Genomic DNA, 17622 nt, shown 5'->3' with positions numbered 1-17622 from the left:
GACAGCTGCTATACCAGAGAAAGCGGATATGTTGCTGGCACTACCTATAAGCGGCGAGTCTTTCCTTCTCCGTCGTGCAGGCAAAAATGTGCTTGTTGATGGCGGCTACAAGAAGGACGAGATTGCACATGTGCTGGAGCATCAAATTCGGGATGTGCAGTATTTGGATGTCGTTGTTTGCACCCACGGCGACGGTGATCATGTTGGGGGCCTATCCGCCCTGCTCGAAGATTGGGTTGGACGTGTAGGCCAGTTGTGGCTACCAGGGCGCTGGGTCAATGTGGTCCCGCAACTCGCTCGCGACCCAGCCGAATTCCTCAATCAGTTAGTGCTTGAACTAGATGCAGAACTGAAGAAACCTTCTGAAGAAGTTGTTTCCATGGTGCGGCATGCAGAAAACGAGGGGATCAAACACAACGATTGGCGGGATACCGCATCTCTTCCCGAGACCAACGATGAGCCGGCAATCAGCGAATGGCTTGACGGTTATGACCAATCACTTGATCCCAAAGATATATTGCCTGAACCCGAGTGGTTTCACGCGCTTCGTCAAGCGGAGGAACAACTAGCAAGTGACGAGTTTGCAAATCGCGCCTTCAAATCGGCACGCCGAAGGGTGAAGTATCGTCAGAAGCGGAAAAGTTCAGGCTTGGAAATCCAGATTGCCCTCCACTGGTTAGGTCTAATCGAAACCGCCCAAGCCATACGCAATCTCGCGGTTGCCGCTATTCGACACAAGATTCCAACTCGTTGGTTCGACTATGAAGGGTTTGCGAAAACGCGAAAAGCAGCTGGAGGAGCTCGCGGTTTCCTCGTACCTATCAACGCCGTTGAGCAAGCAACACCACCGACTTTGCTCGCACGATACATGCACTTGACCCAGATAAACCGTGAGAGTCTTGTCTTTCTTGCGCCACCGACTCGAAGCCGGTTCGGTATTCTGTTTTGTGCAGACTCGCCACTAGGGGACGGCTCAGATTTTAGCCAGTCTTTCTTGCCGCATTTGCCTCGGCGGTTAAGATGGTCGCCAATAGTTGCTACCGCACCGCATCATGGTTCGGAGTCTAACAGTATCGCCTATGATCATTTGCAGAAGTGGGCGAACGTTGAAGTTCTCCTACGCGCAGGGGGCAGCACTAAACAACCGGGCCCTACGTTTCTTGAACAGCATCGTCAACTTCGGCTTTGCACCAAATGCCCAAAGGCGGGGCATGTTCCAATGCTAACAGGCGTTTTTGCCGCAGCGCCGTACCGGTGGTCGAACTTAATTGCCCTTGGACGGCGCTGCGACTGTTCTATTTCCCGCAAGGCTTGATCGGTGAAGCTGCCACCCCAAGAACTATCCCGCAATACGGATGCCAAGGGACGTTCAAGCAAGCCCTTAAGGTCAAAGCGTTTATTCGACTCCCGCTTTAAAAGTCGGTCATTCTAACTTCAAATAATGCACTCAGTGGTGCTGCTCTTGCGACACAAAGCGGACCTTCCCAGTGTTATGCTAGTCAGCGGCAACTTGGATTTCTTGCGGAAACTGTACACCTAACCGATTTAGCTTTTCCCGGTTGAGTGAGTGTTTGTTGGCTATGTTCTCAAAAGCGGTTTGCGCTTCATCTTTCAGCTTTTGAGCTTCAGGGTAGTTTCCTCGACAGAGCATCAGGATCGTATCAATGGCTACATGCAAGTTGGGACCACACAACCCTTCAAGGGTGTCCTCAATTTGTTTGGAGGTCATCTTTGAAATGAAGATCTTATCTTCATCTGTCCAATTGCGTTCGGGTGCAGCGTTTAAAAGTACCAAAAGAGGATCTCTAGTGTCCTGATAATCTTCTCGATACATATTGAACGCATCTTCTAGTTTTTTGTCTATCTGCTCATCTTGCAGAAAATGTTGTGATTTAAGGTCGAAGAAAGCGAGGCCTTCTCCTGAACGGGCCTCGACATACCAATCAACAAGGTCGTCGGCTTTCTGATTCTCACCAATTTGCCTTAGCACCCGTATTGCAGAGTTCAGGTTCAGTGGCGTTATGTATTCGGCTTCATTAGTTGCCGCGTCGAATAACGCTTGTCCAAACTCTTGATCGCTTGTTGCTAGCGATCCGTGATATAAGTCCCTCCATACTGCCGAAAAACTGGCGCCGCCTTGAGCATGCAATATCTGTTGTTCAACTTTCTTCGCGCAAACTGTTATTTCTTCTTTGGACAAGTACCCGGCCTCAACAGCGTCGAAAATGGCTAGGTCTAGTTCATCTGAGTAGTCATACTGGTACTTTCTAAGAATGCTGCGCCACTCCTGCTCTTCGCCCCCAACTTGCGGATCGATGTCATCCTCAAACAATCGAGAATAGCTGTTGTGTTTTCGGACGAAATCTAAAGGCGGAGCAAACTGGGGTTGAAGAGTGCTCCAGCATCCCAAAACAGCAGAGCGTACTGCCTGTTCCAATACAGCGTCATCGTACCCAACGAGCGTTTGGAGAAGCTGCGAGACCAATCGCTCAATCTTCTTCAACACACGAATGTTCGTGATATTGAGTAGTTCTGCCTTTGGCCTAATCAATGAGGCCTCTTTTGAAGGCTCTCGAAACGCAATGTCCAGCGCTTCTTCAATCGAAGGCTCGAATTGCAGCGCGACGTCCGCAACTTTTTCTATCGCCGCCGCAAAGTCACCTTTTTCGCCATCTTTGATTTCCTCATCATTGAGTAATAGCACAACTTTACATTTGCGCTCTTCCTTCAGGAACAAAGCCAACCCGAGCACGTCTTGCACCCGCAAACCATCACCTGCTCTTTCAATATCGTCTATGCAAATGAGTTGGTTGCGAACAAAAAAGAACGTTGAACTTGCAACTACGTTATCATTCAGCCGCGTGTTTTTCTCCAAAAGGCCTCTAGTCGTATTTGTCAGCTTCCTCCAGTTCGTCGGAAGGTTCTTAAAGAGATCAATGAGTGTTTCGCTACTAGGTGACGCCACTGAGTCATCAATCCCAACAGTCTGCTCAAAAATGGCATTTCGAAAACTACTTAGTGAATTCAAGCCGAATAGAGAGACATAGCTATATCGTTGTTTGCGAAGCTTGCCAGTCTCTGCAAAGTCATCCAGAGTTTGGCTCCACTTCGTTGTTTTCCCGACCCCCCATTTCCCTTTGATGCAGAGGATCTCTGCATCATCGCCATCAAGGAAGCGGTGGATTTCCTCGTCGATAATTGAAGTGCGTGACATAACGCCTCTTGGATGAAAATTTTGGAAGACACCCTTAGCTCAAGATGGTGAATCATGGCGTGCTTTCAAGCTCAACTATTGGTCTTTGAGTTCAGAAATATTGTGCCTGTTTTGAGTCCGCTTTCCGCGTTCAGCCGCCGACAATGGACGCCAGTGCTGTAAGCACAGCGAACGGCAGCTCTGTGGCCGCCTTTCCTTGCCGTGCCCAACAGATCGCAGGCGCGGCGAATGTCGGCCAGCGCCCGCATAGCAGAAGTTTAGTGATGAGTGGTGTATGTCGGGTCGCGCCTAAACCTGACATCTCAATTGCGTTCGACAACGGTGGTTGCGCCCTCCCGCAACTAGGTCGGTCGAACCCGCGCAAGCATTGCATCAGGCAACCAAATGGTCCGCTCAGGTCAAAGACTGGGGCGATGCTGGAACTCACCCCAAAGAAGGCGACCCCGTATAGTTTCCCGACATTGGGCGTTGGTCCGGTGTTCTGGAGGGGTAAGGCCGCAATCCGGTGGGAATCTGACAAGATGTGAACAGGTTTCCTTTGATCCCCCTATCCCAACAAATTCCGATTTTTGACTTTGTTTTATAAGCGCGTACAATTCGAATAGATTTTGGTGCCAAATTTGCAAGTTAGGCCACCTTCATAGAGACGACGAGAGGAAAGCGGTCAGTACGGGAGGGGGAAATGAAGAGATTATCTGTTTGGCTTATTGCCTTGTTGTCGCTCACCGGGTGCTGGGAGAAGGAAGAGGAAGCGGCCGAAACGGTCGTCCGTCCTGTTAGGGCAACCGAGATTTCCGACCTGTCCAGTTTGCATGACCGGTACTTTGTCGGAACAGCCAAAGCCGCGCGCGAGGTGTCCCTGGCTTTTCGTGTTCCGGGTAATGTTGTTGGTGTAGACGTTCAGGTTGGCGATCTGGTGGCGAAGGGTGATGTTGTCGCTGCCTTGGATCCCGCCCCGTACCAGGCTGAGGTTGATCGACTTACTGCAGAACTTGAAAGTGCTCAGGCGACGTTCGACAATGCCAAACTTCAAACGGATCGCCAACGTTCATTGGTTGAGAAAGATGTCGCCGCGCAGGCAACACTTGATCGCTTTGTTGCAGGGGAAACATCAGCTCTGGCCGCAATCAATTCTGTTCAAGGCGCATTGGACCGTGCCACTCTGGATTTAACCTATACAAGTCTGGCTGCACCGTTCGATGGCAGGGTGGTTGCCAAATACATCGAGGACTTTGAAGAAGTCGCAGCGCAGACTCCGGTACTGCGCATTCTGGATGCCGAGCACATCGAAGTAGTGATCGATATCCCCGAGCGCTACATCGCCCTGATCCCACATGTCGAGGACATAACCGTCACTTTTGATGCATTAGGGGACGTTGTTCTGCCAGCGGAAATCAGTGAGATTGGATCAGAGGCTTCGGCGACGACCCGAACCTTCCCCGTCACGTTGTTTATGGAGCAACCGGAAGATGCTCTTGTTCTTCCAGGTATGGCAGGGCGCGTCCGTGGCCAACCAAAGGAAGGGCATGAGCCATTTGATGCGATCATGGTTCCTGCCAGCGCGGTTTTCGTGCCCGAAGGGGAAACCGATCCTCATGTCTGGGTCTTTGACACCGGCTCGGAAACCGTGACCGCGCGGAAAGTTGCGCTTGGCACACCCCGGTCGCAAGGGGTGGCCGTCAGCGAAGGTCTGGAATTTGGCGACGTGGTTGTCACTGCCGGAGCGAACTCTTTGCGAGAAGGTCAGAAAGTTTCGCTACTTTCTGAGGATAAGGAGTAATGGGTCTCGCGGCGTTCGCCATCCGCAATGCCAAATTCGTTTGGTTCACGGTGGTCATGCTCACTTTGGGCGGTGTTTCAGCGTTCTTTAGCCTTGGACAGCTGGAAGATCCCGAATTCACCATAAAAACCGCGGTCGTGACCACTCCCTATCCGGGGGCCAGTCCTGAAGAAGTTGAGCAGGAGGTCACGGAACGGATCGAGCTGAAGCTGCAAGAGATCAAAGAAATCGACTACATCTCGAGCGAAAGCAGGGCCGGGGTGTCGACCATCAAAGTCGAGATTCGTCCGAACTATTGGTCCGACGAACTGCCGCAAATCTGGGATACGCTGCGCCGCAAAGTCAGAGACGTTGAAACAGACCTGCCACCGGGCGCAGGTCGTCCCGCAATCAACGATGATTTCGGCGATGTCTTCGGTCTTCTGTTGGCGATGACCTCAGATGGGTTTTCTGCTCAGGAACTTGACGGGTTCGCCGAAGACTTTAAGCGCGAGCTTTCCTTGATCGACGGTGTAGGACGCGTCGATCTGTGGGGAGAGCGCGACAGGGTCATCTATCTGGAAACGCGCGAAGAAGCGCTGGCCGCATTGGGCGTTTCAGCTCAGACTATTCTCAACACGTTGCAGACCCAGAACGCGATTGTGGATGCCGGGCGCGTGAATATCGGTGACTACCGAATGCGCATTGCGCCCAGCGGTACCTTCACCAGTCCAACGGACATCGCGGATCTGGTTGTACGTCCAAGTGGTCTGGATCAGGCCCAAAGTGGTCAGGCACGTGGACCCGAACTGCTGCGGCTTGGTGAAGTCGTTGAGGTCAAGGAAGGTTACGCCGATCCACCGACGACGATGATGCGCTATAACGGTCTTCCGTCTATTGGCTTGGCGATATCCTTTCAGTCCGGCGTCAATGTCGTCAGCGTTGGCGAGGCCGTAGACGCGAAAGTATCTGAACTGATCGCAGGCCTGCCGGTGGGAATTGAGGTCGAACGGGTTCATTGGCAGTCCGATGACGTAAACCTCGCCGTCAGCAGTTTTCTGGTCAGCCTTGGGCAAGCCGTCGCGATCGTTCTGGTCGTTTTGACTCTGGCGATGGGTGTTCGCATGGGGATCATCATCGGCAGCGGGCTGATCCTGACAATCCTTACCACTTTCATACCATTGGCAGCACTGGGCATAGACCTGCAGCGCATGTCCTTGGGGGCATTGATCATCGCGCTTGGCATGATGGTCGACAACTCAATCGTCGTTGCCGATGGCGCTATGGTTCGGATGTCGCAAGGTATGGATCGCGCGAAAGCCGCAATCGATGCCGCCACGCGCCCGGCCATGTCACTGCTTGGGGCCACGTTCGTTGCGGTCATGGCGTTCTACCCGATCTTTGCTTCCGTCGAGAGTGCCGGAGAGTATTGCCGGACGCTCTTCTCAGTTGTTGGGATTGCGCTGTTGGTCAGTTGGCTGTTGTCTATGACGGTCACGCCGCTGCAGTGCGTTGCCATGCTGCCAGAGCCAAAGGGCGGGGCCAGCGAGACCTTCGACACCGGTTTCTACGCCGTCTACCGCCGCTTCTTGGCTGCCGCGATCCGTGCTCGTTTCCTGACGATCGGAGTGGCCGTGGGCGCTCTGGTCATTGCAGGGGTTGGCTTTGGCTCCGTCACACAGCTGTTCTTCCCGACGTCGTCGATGACCAAATACATGATCGACTACTACGCACCCGAGGGGACCCGGATCGAAGCCGTATCCCAGGCGATCACGCGGATCGAAGAGCAAGTGGAGATGGACGACCGGGTAACGGGTATCGCCAGCTTCATCGGGGCTGGCCCGCCGCGTTTCTACTTGCCCGTCGACCCGGAAGGAACAAACCCGTCCTACGCGCAAGTCATAGTGAACGTCGAGGATTACCGCGACATTCCCGAGATGACCAAGGCGATCTCGCTGTGGATCTCGGCCAATATGCCCGAGGCGACCTCTTTCACGCGCCAATTCGGTGTGGGCCCCAGCAATACCTGGGCGTTCGAAAACCGCATCATCGGCCCAGCGGATGCCGATCCTGAGACCTTGCGCGAAATTGGCGACAGAGCCGTTGCGATCCTGGATCAGCACCAATGGACCAAGGTGGCGCGTACCGATTGGCGCAATCGCGTTTTGAAAACCGTCCCCGATTATGATCAGGATCGAGCACGGTGGACCGGCATCACCTATGAAGATCTGGGTAACACGACGAAACGTGCCTTTGACGGACGTTCGGTCGGCCTCTACCGCGAAGGCGATGAGTTGCTGCCAATCATCGTCCGGCCCGGTGCGGAAGACGTCGCCGCGGTTGACAATTTTGAACTGCTGCAACTGCAGTCCCCGTTTTCAACCGAGCCTGTCCCCTTGGCGCAGGTTGTTCGCAGCGTGAATGTCCAGCCGGAAGACCCCACGATCAACCGCCGCGACCGGCGCCGGGTTCTGACCGTCCAGGCCAATCCGACCGACAGTGTAACGCTGCCAAGCTATCGCACCGCAGTTCTTGCTGATTTTGACGCTTTGGAGGCTGACCTCCCGCCGGGCTACAGCATGGAGTGGGGCGGAGAGTACGAGGACACCGTGTCTGCGCAAGCGTCCTTGATACCGGGCATGATACCTGCGTTTTCGATCATGGCACTTATCGTCGTTGGTCTATTCAACTCATACCGCAGACCGCTGGTCATTTTCCTGACCGTCCCGTTCGTGCTGATCGGTATTGTGCCGAGCTTGCTTCTTACGAATACACCGTTTGGATTCGTTGCCTTGCTCGGGGGTATGAGCCTGGCGGGTATGATGATCAAAAATGCAATCGTTCTGATTGATCAGATCAACGATAACCTGGCCGAGGGTCAACCGGGCTACGATGCGGTTTTGAATGCCGGTGCATCAAGGCTTCGCCCAGTTGTTCTGGCCGCAGCTACAACGGTTCTGGGTGTTATCCCGCTGTTGCCAGACGTATTTTGGGTGGGATTGGCCGTCACGATCATGGGCGGATTGACCGTGGGCACGATGCTCACAATGATACTCGTCCCGGTCTTGTTCGCCACGCTGAATGGCATCCGACAATCACCAAAGGTCGCATGACCGCGCCTTTTAAAGCGGTCTTTCGCAGGAGCGAAGCAGGCAGTTCTATAAACTAAGCAGCTTATTCGGGGGACAAGTTGGACAATACAATACTGTACTTTTTGATTGGCATCTTTGTGGTTGGCCTCATTTCGATGGGGTATTTTGCCAAAGGAAGCGGAGCACTGTTTGTGATTGCGATACTGGCAGGCGTGTTATTGGCAATGATCGCATTTTTTGGGGGTTACCTTGGCGAAGCTCCAAAATGAGGTTGAAAAGATGTTGTTGAAGCCACGTTTCAGTTAATGAAAACGCCAGGTGAAGTCGAGGTAAGGCTTCATTAATTTTCAACTGGATCGGTGTGAAAAAATCTAATTTCCTATTATGATGGATTATTTTACGCCTAATAAGAACTCGAATTGGAGCTGAGGTAGGGGGCTCGGTGAATTGGCTTCCCGACGACGATACGGGTGGAGGGCGACGGCTTTTTTCTCTCTCAGGATAGGTGTATGTGCACTCGCTATGGTGGCGTCCCGCTCGAATTATGACGTCTTGACTAATTTACTGAAGGTATTGAATTAAATAAATAAATCATCAAATGGCTATTTGATTAATTGGGAATAGTGTTGTTTTTAGAATTGGGGAAAGGGCCTTATTTCTGAAAGTGGCGATGGGAAGGGGGTGCTCCGTAGCTTGTCCTCTGCAACGACACCTTTAATGCACTCGCCTTTGACGAGGTATTCGCCATCATTGCCGGGGCCGTTGTTGGCACATTTGGTTGCAGCCAATGCATATGGATCCTGACCAATGGCCAAACCGCCGTCTGCGAAAGCCGCTGGGGCGCCGAAACACAATGCCAATGCAGAAACGTATGCAATCTTTTTTCATGTCTTCCTCCAATGCCTAATGCGCGCCCCAAGTGAACCAGAATTTGAGGTTCTGAATATCGCTTGAACGGGCGATGCAAAAACGGCTTTTCTAACGCTTATGAGTTGGTTCAAATGAGGTATGCGAACGCGCAACGCTAAGTCGGGACCTATCTGCGTAGGCCGTTACGCTTGCGCAAATGCCTTTATAGGGTTTTTGGTCAAATCGGGATGGCTATGCGGCAATTCAAGCCGCCAAGGGACGGTGATGTACTCAGATCCAGACGCGCCCCATAAGCGTTCAGCAAGTCGACGGCGATTGCCAGCCCCAACCCGCTACCGGTGACGGACGTGTCAAGCCGCCCACCCGAGCGCAGGGCTTCGCGCATGGCCTCCTGCGGGATTCCCGGCCCGTCATCTTCGATACAGATGTCGATACAGTTGTCTTTGCGTGCCGCCGTCAGACGTACCGACTGTCGGCACCACTTGATTGCGTTGTCCAGAAGGTTGCCCAGAATCTCTTCGATATCCTGCGTGTCCATCCGCACCCAGAGGTTGGTTTCCCTTGTCACATCGAGCGTCTTGTCCTCGCGCTCGGCCATGAGGGAAAACAAACGCGTAAGCCGGTCAACCGAGTTGGATAGATCGGTGCGGGAATGGGTCAGCTCGGCCGTGTTCATCGCTCGCATCCGGGCCAGCGAGCGGCCGAGCTGCGCGTCGATCCGGTCCAGCGCTTCCCGGGCTGTCTCGGTTTCCGCGCCCGTTTCCGACAGGTTCTGCAACTCATTCCTCAGGATAGCGGCCGGGGTTTTCAAAGCGTGCGCAAGGTCGGCGGCCTGTCGGCGCGAGCCGCTGACGATATCCCGGTTGCGCCGCAGCAACTGGTTCAGATCTTCAACCAGCGGAGACACTTCTTCGGGGTAATCGGCGGGCCTGAGGTCCTCATCCCGGTCCCAACGGTGCGCCACATCCGACCGCAGCTTGCGCAGCGGCCCCAGGATGACAGACGTCAGCAGCAAAGAGCCCGCAACCCCAATCAGCCCGACCAGCGCAAAGACGGGCAACAGGCTTTTCTGCGCGGCCCGCCTTTCATTGCGAAGCTGGGCCCGGGATTCGGCAACGCTGACGCCCCAGACCGTGCCATCTTCGTAAGAGATTTCCTGGTAGACGCTGCGCAAGGCCTCGTCTTCCGGGCCGAGCGTGTTCCAGAGGACAGCCTCCTCGGGCGCGCCCTGCGGTTCCGCGAGTGTCTCGTCAAAAAGGGATGCCGATGTGAAAATCTCTCCGTCGCTACTGGTGACCTGCCAATAACGTCCGGAATAGGGCGTGCCATAAGCCGGGTCGAACATGAGATCGCGCAACGCATCGGGGTCCTGGGTCGTAACACTTAGCCCGACGACAACCTGCGTGTGGCGGTCACGCAGCGTGGTGTCGAATTGCTCGGACACCCGGGAATCGATGTAGGAAAACACCGCCAATGTCCCCAAGCCAACAGACACGGCGCCCGATGCGATGCCACCCAGCAATGCCCGTTGACGTAGAGATAACATCAGGCTGAATCGATCATGTATCCACGCCCGCGGACCGTGGTGATCAGGTCGGGGCCCAGCTTTTTGCGCAGCCGGGTGATGAAGACGGCGATAGTGTTTGAATCCCGGTCGCCGTCATATTCATAGATATGCTCGGACAGTTCGGTTCGCGAGATCATGCGCCCGGCGTTATGCGCCAGATAGGTCAGCACGGCGATTTCCTGCGCGGTCAGAACGACCGGGATACCATCCACGGTAACCCGTCCGTTCCGGGTATCGAGGATGACGTTCCCCATCTCGATCACCGGGTTCAGCTGTCCGCTTTGGCGCCGCAGGATGGCCCGCACACGTGCCGCAAGCTCGGGCATGTGGAACGGCTTGGTCATGTAGTCATCGGCGCCTGCATCCAGACCGTCGACACGTTCGCTCCAGCCATCGCGGGCGGTCAGGATCAGCACCGGAGTTTGCACACCTGCGTTGCGCCAGCCGCGCAGGACGGACAGGCCGTCACGTTCGGGCAGGCCGATATCCAGAATGATCATGTCGTAAGGTTCGGTCGAACCCAGATGCAATGCGTCGAGCCCGTTGTGGACCACATCCACAACGCGGCCTTCCGCGTTCAAAAGTTTCTTGATCTGTTCGCACAGGTGCGGCTCATCTTCTGCCAGAAGGACTCTCATATTCAGGACCTATCGGCGCGTATGGGCGGCAGTTCAACCATTACTTCTTACCGCCTCCGTTGCCGCCGCCATTGCCACCGCCGTTTCCACCCCCATTTCCGCCGCCATTGCCACCTGAGTTTCCGCCGCCGTTGCCGCCGGAGTTTCCGCCGCCGTTGCCGCCAGAGTTTCCGCCGCCATTGCCGCCAGAGTTTCCGCCGCCATTGCCGCCAGAGTTTCCGCCCCCATTGTTGCCGGAGTTCCCGCCGCGGTTGCTGCTATTCCCCTTGTTGCTGTTGCTGCTGGAGTTCTCTTTGGATTTCGCATTGGCTGAATTGCCGGGGCTGGATCGGGCGGCTTCAGAAATCTGGCGACCGATGCTGGATCGGTTGGGCACGACGGTACCGGTTTTCGCGTTGACGATAACGCTGATGATCTTGCCATTGGGCTTCTTGACCAGAATTCGGTAGTAAACTTGGTCCGCCCGGAAGGCGCGCGCATCGACCGGGGTCCCGCCAAAGGCTTTTTCGACCCCCTTTATGACCTTCTTCAATCGAATAGCGCCGCCCGAGGTGGTCGCCATGCGCAGCTCGGCCTGTTTCAGTTCACGCGCTGCCGCGTGCCCTTCAGTCGTCTGAAGAAGGGCGGCTAAACAAACTATGACCAACAGCTTTTTCATACCTAGTACTCTTTACCGGGCAAATGCACTTCAATCTATCTCTTTCAACATGAACTGGCGGTGAACAGTCAGTTACGCGTGGGTTAAACGCCCATCGGTTCAAATGGTTGTGGGGGCTGATTCCGACCTGCTTGGCCTGTCTGCATATTCGGCAGACTGAGTTGCCCGGAGAAATGAAACCTGTTTTCGGTAGATGAGGGCCGTTATGAAAACCAAGACAACCAGCCTGATGAAGGCCACAGCCATTGCTATTGCCATGCTTGGGTCAACGGCGATCGTTGGCGCCGTAGCTTTTCCTGATGTTGCCTTTGCGAAGGAAGGCAAAGGTGGCGGGAACGGCGGCGGAAATGGTGGTGGCAACGGCGGTGGAAAAGGTGGTGGCAACGGCGGCGGAAATGGCGGCGGAAATGGCGGCGGCAATGGGGGTGGAAACGGCGGCGGCAATGACGGCGGCGGCAAAGGTAAGGGGGGCGGATTTGGTGCCTCCAAGGGTGAAGGCCAGAAATCTGCGGGTAAATCGGGCCGCAAGAACACGGGTTTTGGTGGTGGGCGAACGAAATCCTCCAGTGAGAAAGGATTTTCCCTGAAGGGTTTGTTCGGCGGCAAGAAAGCTCTGGCCAGGGAAAAATCGCCTAAAAGCGTTAGAGTGGCGCGCAAGACTGAGGAACCCGTCCCTGTCACGGAATCCCTTCGCCCCGAGCCACGGCCGAAGCGCAGCAAGATAGCTGACCTTCTGGGCGTGTCCCCATCCGATCTGGGCGCGTTGAATGCGGCCAATGCCAGTGCAACCGCTCTGAAAAACGCCGCGCCCAATTCCCGTGTGGGCCGCATTGCACATTACCGCGATACGGTTCTGGCCGGCGAGGACCTGCGTGCAGATCTTGAAGAAAAACAGGGCCTGCTGGACGAGATGACCCCGCCAGACCGGACGATCCCCGAGATCGAAGAGGATCTTGAGGCCGCACTGTCGGATGTACAGGAAAAACAGGATCGTGTGGACGACCTTGAAAAAGCCCTTGCTGAGGCCGGCGGGACCGACCCGGATATCGAGGCGCAATTGGACGAAGCCAAGGCGGATTTGCAGGGTTCGATCGATACGGCCGAAAGCCTGAGCGCCGAACAGCAGGCCGCGCAAGATTATGACGATGCCGTCGCTGCGGTTGATGAACTGAACGAGGCGGTCGAAAACCAACCTCAGAAAGAGCGTGAAGCTCTTGAGGCCGCCGCCAACAAAACCGTCACTGACGAGGTCGAGGCTGCGGTGAAATCGCTCCTCGGGCTTTGATCTCGGGGGGGGGGGCGCCAGACACTCACGGAGACAAGGCGACTGGGGCCAGCCATGCATGAGGAGGCATGTGGCTGGCCCTTTTGCTTTCAACAGGGTCAGGCGATCAGATTACACGCTGCCCGAACCCTTGCAGGCAGAAGAAAAGCCCGCTCCGGGATGGAGCGGGCTTTGACCTTAAGGTGTTTCCCGGGCAGGACGACGCCCGGGAAAACCAGGGCATCTGGGTAACCAATCAGACGTCCCTCTTAGCCTCTTCAAGTCGTGTATTCTTGATGATGTCCAACAACGCACTCTCAATTGGTGGGAAGCGTCCGCTGCTTGCACGAGCAGATTTAGACGTCTCACGTTGCAGAGCGGTGCGACAGGAGTGCATGGCTGCTGAAGCACGATTGGAAGTAACTTCAATGGCAGTTTTGATCATGCTGTTTCCCCTTTCGTGGAATCAGGCCCTTCGTATTCGGCCAAAGGCTACGTGACCAAGTATGCGCCAAAGTGGTTGAACACTTCTCGAATACACTGTTCATGTTCGGTTCATGATGTCGTGAGGGTGCGGGCGGGGCTGCGCGGATTGCCGTTTGGTTTCGGAAAGAATGGTTCCGGACATTCTCTGAACCTAGGATGCGGCCGATTCCTCTTTCACCGGTATGTTCAACCCGCCGATTTGCGCAAGAAGGGTCACAATGGCATCGACACCCTGCCTCTGCCGTAAGGATGAGAATACAAAGGGCCGTCCGTTGCGCATCCGGGTGGCATCGCGGTCCATAACCTCGAGCGAGGCGCCGACATGGGGGGCTAGGTCGGTCTTGTTGATGATCAGCACGTCGGATTTGGTGATCGCCGGGCCGCCCTTGCGGGGGATTTCCTCACCAGCTGCCACGTCGATCACATAGAGCGTGACATCCGCCAGTTCGGGGCTGAACGTGGCGGACAGGTTGTCGCCGCCGCTTTCGATCAGCACCACTTCGACATCCGGATGGCGTTTTTGCATTTCAGCTACGGCGGACAGATTGATCGAGGCGTCCTCGCGGATCGCCGTATGCGGGCAGCCACCGGTCTCCACACCGATGATCCGGTCCTGTGGCAGGATCTGCATCCGCATCAGCGCTTCGGCATCCTCGCGAGTGTAGATGTCATTGGTTATCACCCCGACCGAGACATTGTCGCGCAGCGCCTCGGATAGTGCCGCAGTCAGAGTGGTTTTGCCTGCGCCCACCGGGCCACCGATGCCAACGCGCAGAGGGCCGTTCATACTGCTCATGTTCGGAACATCCTTGAATACTGAGTTTCGTGTTTCATCGACGCGATGTCGGACAGGAAAGCGGTTGATCCCAGATCGTCCAGCCCTGTCTCAATCGCTTCGCTTGCGATCCGCTGGCAGAGAGGCGTCAGATCGCGGATCAGCCGTTGTCCATCGGTCTGGCCCAGCGGCACCAGCCGGGTCGCGCAGGCCACCAGATTGGCCATGAAAGCCTGAAGGAACATTTGCGCTGTAAGGCCAAGAGGCAGGTTGCGCGCGGCTGCGGCATGGCCGATGGCGATGGGGTAGGTCAGGCTGTCCATCTCCACCGCCCAGACGTCTGAGGTCACGCTGCAAAACGCCTCGCCCAACAGTCGGGTCTCCATCAACCGTTCGGATGAGGCGGAAAGCGCCTGTGCGGTCCGGTCGATTTCGGCCAACTTATCGGGTGTGTCTGCCCGATAAGCCGCAGCAAGAAACACACAGTCGTTTCGTCCTGATCCATGCTCGACCACGTCTGCGATCCAATCGCCCGCCTCTGAAACACTGGTGACTGCGCTGCATTCAATCGCCCATTCCAACCCGTGCGAATAGGCAAAGCCGCCCACCGGATAGGCTGGCGACAGCCATTGCGTCAGGGTCAGGATATCCGCGTCAGTGGGCGTGGCCATGAGTCCTGCCGTGACCATAGGCGCCCCCTTCGGGCGTGAAGGGTTCGACGGTTTCCCGGATCCCTGCGCCGAGTTTCATCAGCATGTCGCGGATAACGTGGTCATGTTGGATCAGCAGTCGGTCCGCCTCGATCTGGCAGGGGGTGTGGCGGTTTCCGATATGCCAGGCCAGCCGCAGCAGGTTGTCTCCGGTCACTTCCAGCAGGTCTTCGGGGGCGGCGACAATCTCGACTGCGCGTCCGTCTTCCAGCACCAGCACGCCACCGTGGTCCAGCGACTTGGTTTGAGCCAGATCGACCAGAAAGGCCTCTCCGTCATCGGTCGCCAGCATCTTGCGGCGCAGGAACCGCCCGTCATAGTCCAGCGACACCTGCGCATGGGCCTGTGAGTGGTGGTGGTCGTGATAGATACGGGCGGTTTTGATCGCGGTGGTCATCGGGGCCTCCTGTAATCTCAGAACATGAAATAGCGTTGCGCCATCGGCAGAACCTCGGCGGGTTGGCAGGTCAGTAATTCGCCATCGGCACGGACTTCGTAAGTTTCGGGGTCGACTTCGACATGGGGTGTCGCGTCGTTCAGCAGCAGATCGCGCTTGCCGATGTTGCGGGTGTTTTGAACGGCGAGGGTCTGTTTCGCCAAGCCCAGTGTATCACCAATCCCCTCGGCCTGCGCCGCCTCGGAAACAAAAGTGATCGCGGAATGCTCGACCGAGCGGCCATAGGCCCCGAACATCGGCCGGCTGTAGACCGGCTGCGGTGTTGGGATCGAGGCATTGGGATCGCCCATCTGCGCGCAGGCTATGGTGCCGCCCAGCAAAACCATCTCGGGCTTCACGCCGAAGAAAGCTGGGTTCCACAGCACCAGATCGGCGCGTTTGCCTTCTTCGATACTGCCGATTTCGTGGCTCAGGCCGTGCGCAATCGCCGGGTTGATGGTGTATTTCGCGATGTAGCGGCGAACGCGCATGTTGTCGTTCTCACCGGTTTCCTCGGGCAGACGCCCACGCTGTTTCTTCATCTTGTCGGCGGTTTGCCAGGTGCGGATCAGCACCTCTCCGACCCGGCCCATGGCCTGACTGTCGGACGCGATGATGCTGAACGCGCCCATGTCGTGCAGAATATCCTCGGCCGCGATGGTCTCACGCCGAATGCGGCTTTCGGCAAAGGCCACGTCCTCGGGGATCGATTTGTCGAGGTGATGGCAGACCATGAGCATATCCAGATGCTCCTCGACCGTGTTCACGGTGAAGGGCCGCGTCGGGTTGGTCGACGAGGGCAGAACATGGTTCTCACCGCAGATCTTGATGATGTCCGGGGCATGGCCACCGCCTGCGCCCTCGGTGTGAAAGGCGTGGATGGTGCGGCCTTTCATGGCGGCGACGGTGTTTTCGACAAAGCCGGATTCGTTCAATGTGTCGGTGTGGATCATCACCTGAACGTCCATCGCATCAGCCACCGAGAGGCAGCAGTCGATGGCGGCGGGGGTGGTGCCCCAGTCCTCATGCAGTTTCAGGGCGCAGGCCCCGGCCTTGACCTGTTCCTCCAGCGCGGCAGGCAGTGAGGCGTTGCCTTTGCCCGCAAAGGCCAGATTCATAGGGAAGGCGTCGGCGGCTTGTAGCATTCGCCCGATATGCCAGGGGCCGGGGGTGCAGGTGGTCGCCAGAGTGCCATGCGCTGGCCCCGTGCCGCCACCCAGCATTGTGGTCAGGCCGGAATGCAGAGCGTCTTCGATCTGTTGTGGGCAGATGAAATGGATATGGCTGTCAAACCCGCCTGCGGTCAGGATGCGCCCCTCGCCCGCAATGGCCTCAGTGCCGGGGCCGATGATGATATCGACACCGGGTTGCGTGTCGGGGTTCCCGGCTTTGCCGATCTTGGCGATGCGCCCGTCCTTCAGACCCACATCCGCCTTGTAGATGCCCGAGTGATCCACGACCAACGCATTGGTGATCACCGTATCCACTGCACCCTCGGCCCGTGTGACCTGAGATTGCCCCATCCCGTCGCGGATCACCTTGCCGCCGCCAAATTTGACCTCTTCGCCATAGGTGGTCAGGTCACGTTCAACCTCGATGATCAAGTCGGTGTCCGCCAACCGCAGCTTGTCGCCCGTGGTGGGGCCGAACATGGCGGCGTAATCAGTGCGTATGATTGTTGCTGGCATCAGAGCGCCCCCATGACCTTTTGATTGAAGCCGTAGACCTTCCGTGCCCCACCGATCGCGATCAGCGAGACCTCTCGCTCTTGCCCTGGCTCGAACCGCACAGCGGTGCCCGGTGCAATGTCCAGGCGCAAACCGTGGGCGGCGGCGCGGTCGAATTTCAACGCTGGGTTGGTTTCGGCGAAGTGATAGTGCGAACCGACCTGAACCGGGCGGTCGCCGGTATTGGCGACCATCAGCGTCACGGCTTCTGTGTCGGCGTTCAGGGTGATCTCGCCTTTGGCCGGGAACAGCTCTCCGGGGATCATTTCGGCAGCTTTGAAATCAGGATGATTGCGGCCAGTGCGATCACAGCCAGGCCAACGCCCAACGCGGCATAGTCTGTGCCATGGGCGTGGACGTGTGTCCCGGTGTGCGCGGCGGCGGGGCCAGCAAGGATCAGGGCTGGGAAGAGCATACGGGTCATGT

At 56.4% G+C, this 17622-nt stretch carries 15 protein-coding genes; 5 read left to right on the top strand and 10 right to left on the bottom strand.

Going from position 1 to position 17622, the window contains the following annotated elements; translation table 11 throughout:
* Positions 1–28: 28 nt before the first annotated feature.
* Positions 29–1315 (top strand): MBL fold metallo-hydrolase, encoded by a 1287-nt coding sequence (locus GOX63_RS21210; protein WP_170547134.1) that lies wholly within the window; start codon positions 29–31, stop codon positions 1313–1315.
* Positions 1316–1495: 180 nt separating this feature from the next.
* Here the strand turns inward: GOX63_RS21210 and GOX63_RS21205 are convergent, their stop codons facing one another.
* Positions 1496–3214 carry a hypothetical protein gene (locus GOX63_RS21205; RefSeq protein ID WP_170547131.1) on the bottom strand — a complete coding sequence of 573 codons (1719 nt, stop codon included), beginning with the start codon at positions 3212–3214 and terminating at the stop codon, positions 1496–1498.
* A 712-nt stretch (positions 3215–3926) separates the two neighbouring features.
* Here GOX63_RS21205 and GOX63_RS21200 point away from each other — a divergent pair.
* From GOX63_RS21200 to GOX63_RS21190, 3 genes are all read left to right on the top strand, one after another.
* Positions 3927–4994 carry an efflux RND transporter periplasmic adaptor subunit gene (locus GOX63_RS21200; RefSeq protein WP_170547128.1) on the top strand — a complete coding sequence of 356 codons (1068 nt, stop codon included), beginning with the start codon at positions 3927–3929 and terminating at the stop codon, positions 4992–4994.
* Entirely contained in the window at positions 4994–8086 is a 3093-nt protein-coding gene (locus GOX63_RS21195) for an efflux RND transporter permease subunit (protein ID WP_170547125.1), read from the top strand. Before GOX63_RS21200 ends, GOX63_RS21195 begins: the two co-directional genes overlap by 1 nt.
* 77 nt (positions 8087–8163) lie before the next feature.
* Complete coding sequence (locus GOX63_RS21190) at positions 8164–8334, top strand: hypothetical protein (protein WP_170547122.1); 171 nt, start codon at positions 8164–8166, stop codon at positions 8332–8334.
* A gap of 818 nt (positions 8335–9152) precedes the next feature.
* On the opposite strand, the gene GOX63_RS21185 is transcribed toward GOX63_RS21190, so the two are convergent.
* The 3 genes from GOX63_RS21185 to GOX63_RS21175 are packed head-to-tail and all read right to left on the bottom strand — an operon-like array spanning position 9153 to position 11798.
* Positions 9153–10481, bottom strand: coding sequence for an ATP-binding protein (locus GOX63_RS21185; RefSeq protein ID WP_170328619.1), 1329 nt, complete (start codon positions 10479–10481; stop codon positions 9153–9155).
* Positions 10481–11140: a response regulator transcription factor gene (locus GOX63_RS21180; protein ID WP_170328618.1), complete on the bottom strand. Its 660-nt coding sequence runs from the start codon at positions 11138–11140 to the stop codon at positions 10481–10483. The genes GOX63_RS21185 and GOX63_RS21180 overlap by 1 nt, the downstream gene beginning before the upstream one ends.
* 40 nt (positions 11141–11180) lie before the next feature.
* On the bottom strand, positions 11181–11798 hold the full coding sequence (locus GOX63_RS21175) for a PepSY domain-containing protein (RefSeq protein WP_170328617.1): 618 nt from the start codon (positions 11796–11798) through the stop codon (positions 11181–11183).
* A 205-nt stretch (positions 11799–12003) separates the two neighbouring features.
* Here GOX63_RS21175 and GOX63_RS23695 point away from each other — a divergent pair, with 205 nt between their 5' ends.
* Positions 12004–13083 carry a hypothetical protein gene (locus tag GOX63_RS23695; RefSeq protein ID WP_217356265.1) on the top strand — a complete coding sequence of 360 codons (1080 nt, stop codon included), beginning with the start codon at positions 12004–12006 and terminating at the stop codon, positions 13081–13083.
* Positions 13084–13699: 616 nt separating this feature from the next.
* On the opposite strand, the gene ureG is transcribed toward GOX63_RS23695, so the two are convergent.
* Genes ureG through GOX63_RS21135 form a run of 6 tightly spaced genes read right to left on the bottom strand, consistent with a single transcriptional unit; the run spans position 13700 to position 17620 of the window.
* Positions 13700–14344 carry an urease accessory protein UreG gene (gene ureG, locus GOX63_RS21160; protein ID WP_170328615.1) on the bottom strand — a complete coding sequence of 215 codons (645 nt, stop codon included), beginning with the start codon at positions 14342–14344 and terminating at the stop codon, positions 13700–13702.
* Positions 14341–14994, bottom strand: a complete 654-nt coding sequence (locus tag GOX63_RS21155; protein ID WP_170328614.1) for an urease accessory protein UreF — start codon at positions 14992–14994, stop codon at positions 14341–14343. Before GOX63_RS21155 ends, ureG begins: the two co-directional genes overlap by 4 nt.
* Positions 14978–15430: an urease accessory protein UreE gene (gene ureE / locus GOX63_RS21150; RefSeq protein ID WP_170328613.1), complete on the bottom strand. Its 453-nt coding sequence runs from the start codon at positions 15428–15430 to the stop codon at positions 14978–14980. The genes GOX63_RS21155 and ureE overlap by 17 nt, the downstream gene beginning before the upstream one ends.
* A 17-nt stretch (positions 15431–15447) precedes the next feature.
* The gene (gene ureC / locus GOX63_RS21145) at positions 15448–17157 is read right to left on the bottom strand and encodes an urease subunit alpha (RefSeq protein ID WP_170328612.1); all 1710 of its coding nucleotides are present in this window, start codon (positions 17155–17157) and stop codon (positions 15448–15450) included.
* Positions 17157–17462 carry an urease subunit beta gene (locus tag GOX63_RS21140; protein WP_170328611.1) on the bottom strand — a complete coding sequence of 102 codons (306 nt, stop codon included), beginning with the start codon at positions 17460–17462 and terminating at the stop codon, positions 17157–17159. Before GOX63_RS21140 ends, ureC begins: the two co-directional genes overlap by 1 nt.
* Complete coding sequence (locus GOX63_RS21135; RefSeq protein WP_170328610.1) at positions 17459–17620, bottom strand: peptidase M23; 162 nt, start codon at positions 17618–17620, stop codon at positions 17459–17461. The genes GOX63_RS21140 and GOX63_RS21135 overlap by 4 nt, the downstream gene beginning before the upstream one ends.
* Between the last annotated feature and the right edge of the window lie 2 nt (positions 17621–17622).

The organism is Ruegeria arenilitoris (genome assembly GCF_013031355.1).
In the GTDB taxonomy this organism is placed as follows: Bacteria; Pseudomonadota; Alphaproteobacteria; order Rhodobacterales; family Rhodobacteraceae; genus Ruegeria; species Ruegeria arenilitoris_C.
The sequence above is the reverse complement of the archived record's forward strand: the minus strand, read 5'-3'. Positions and strand labels throughout refer to the sequence as shown.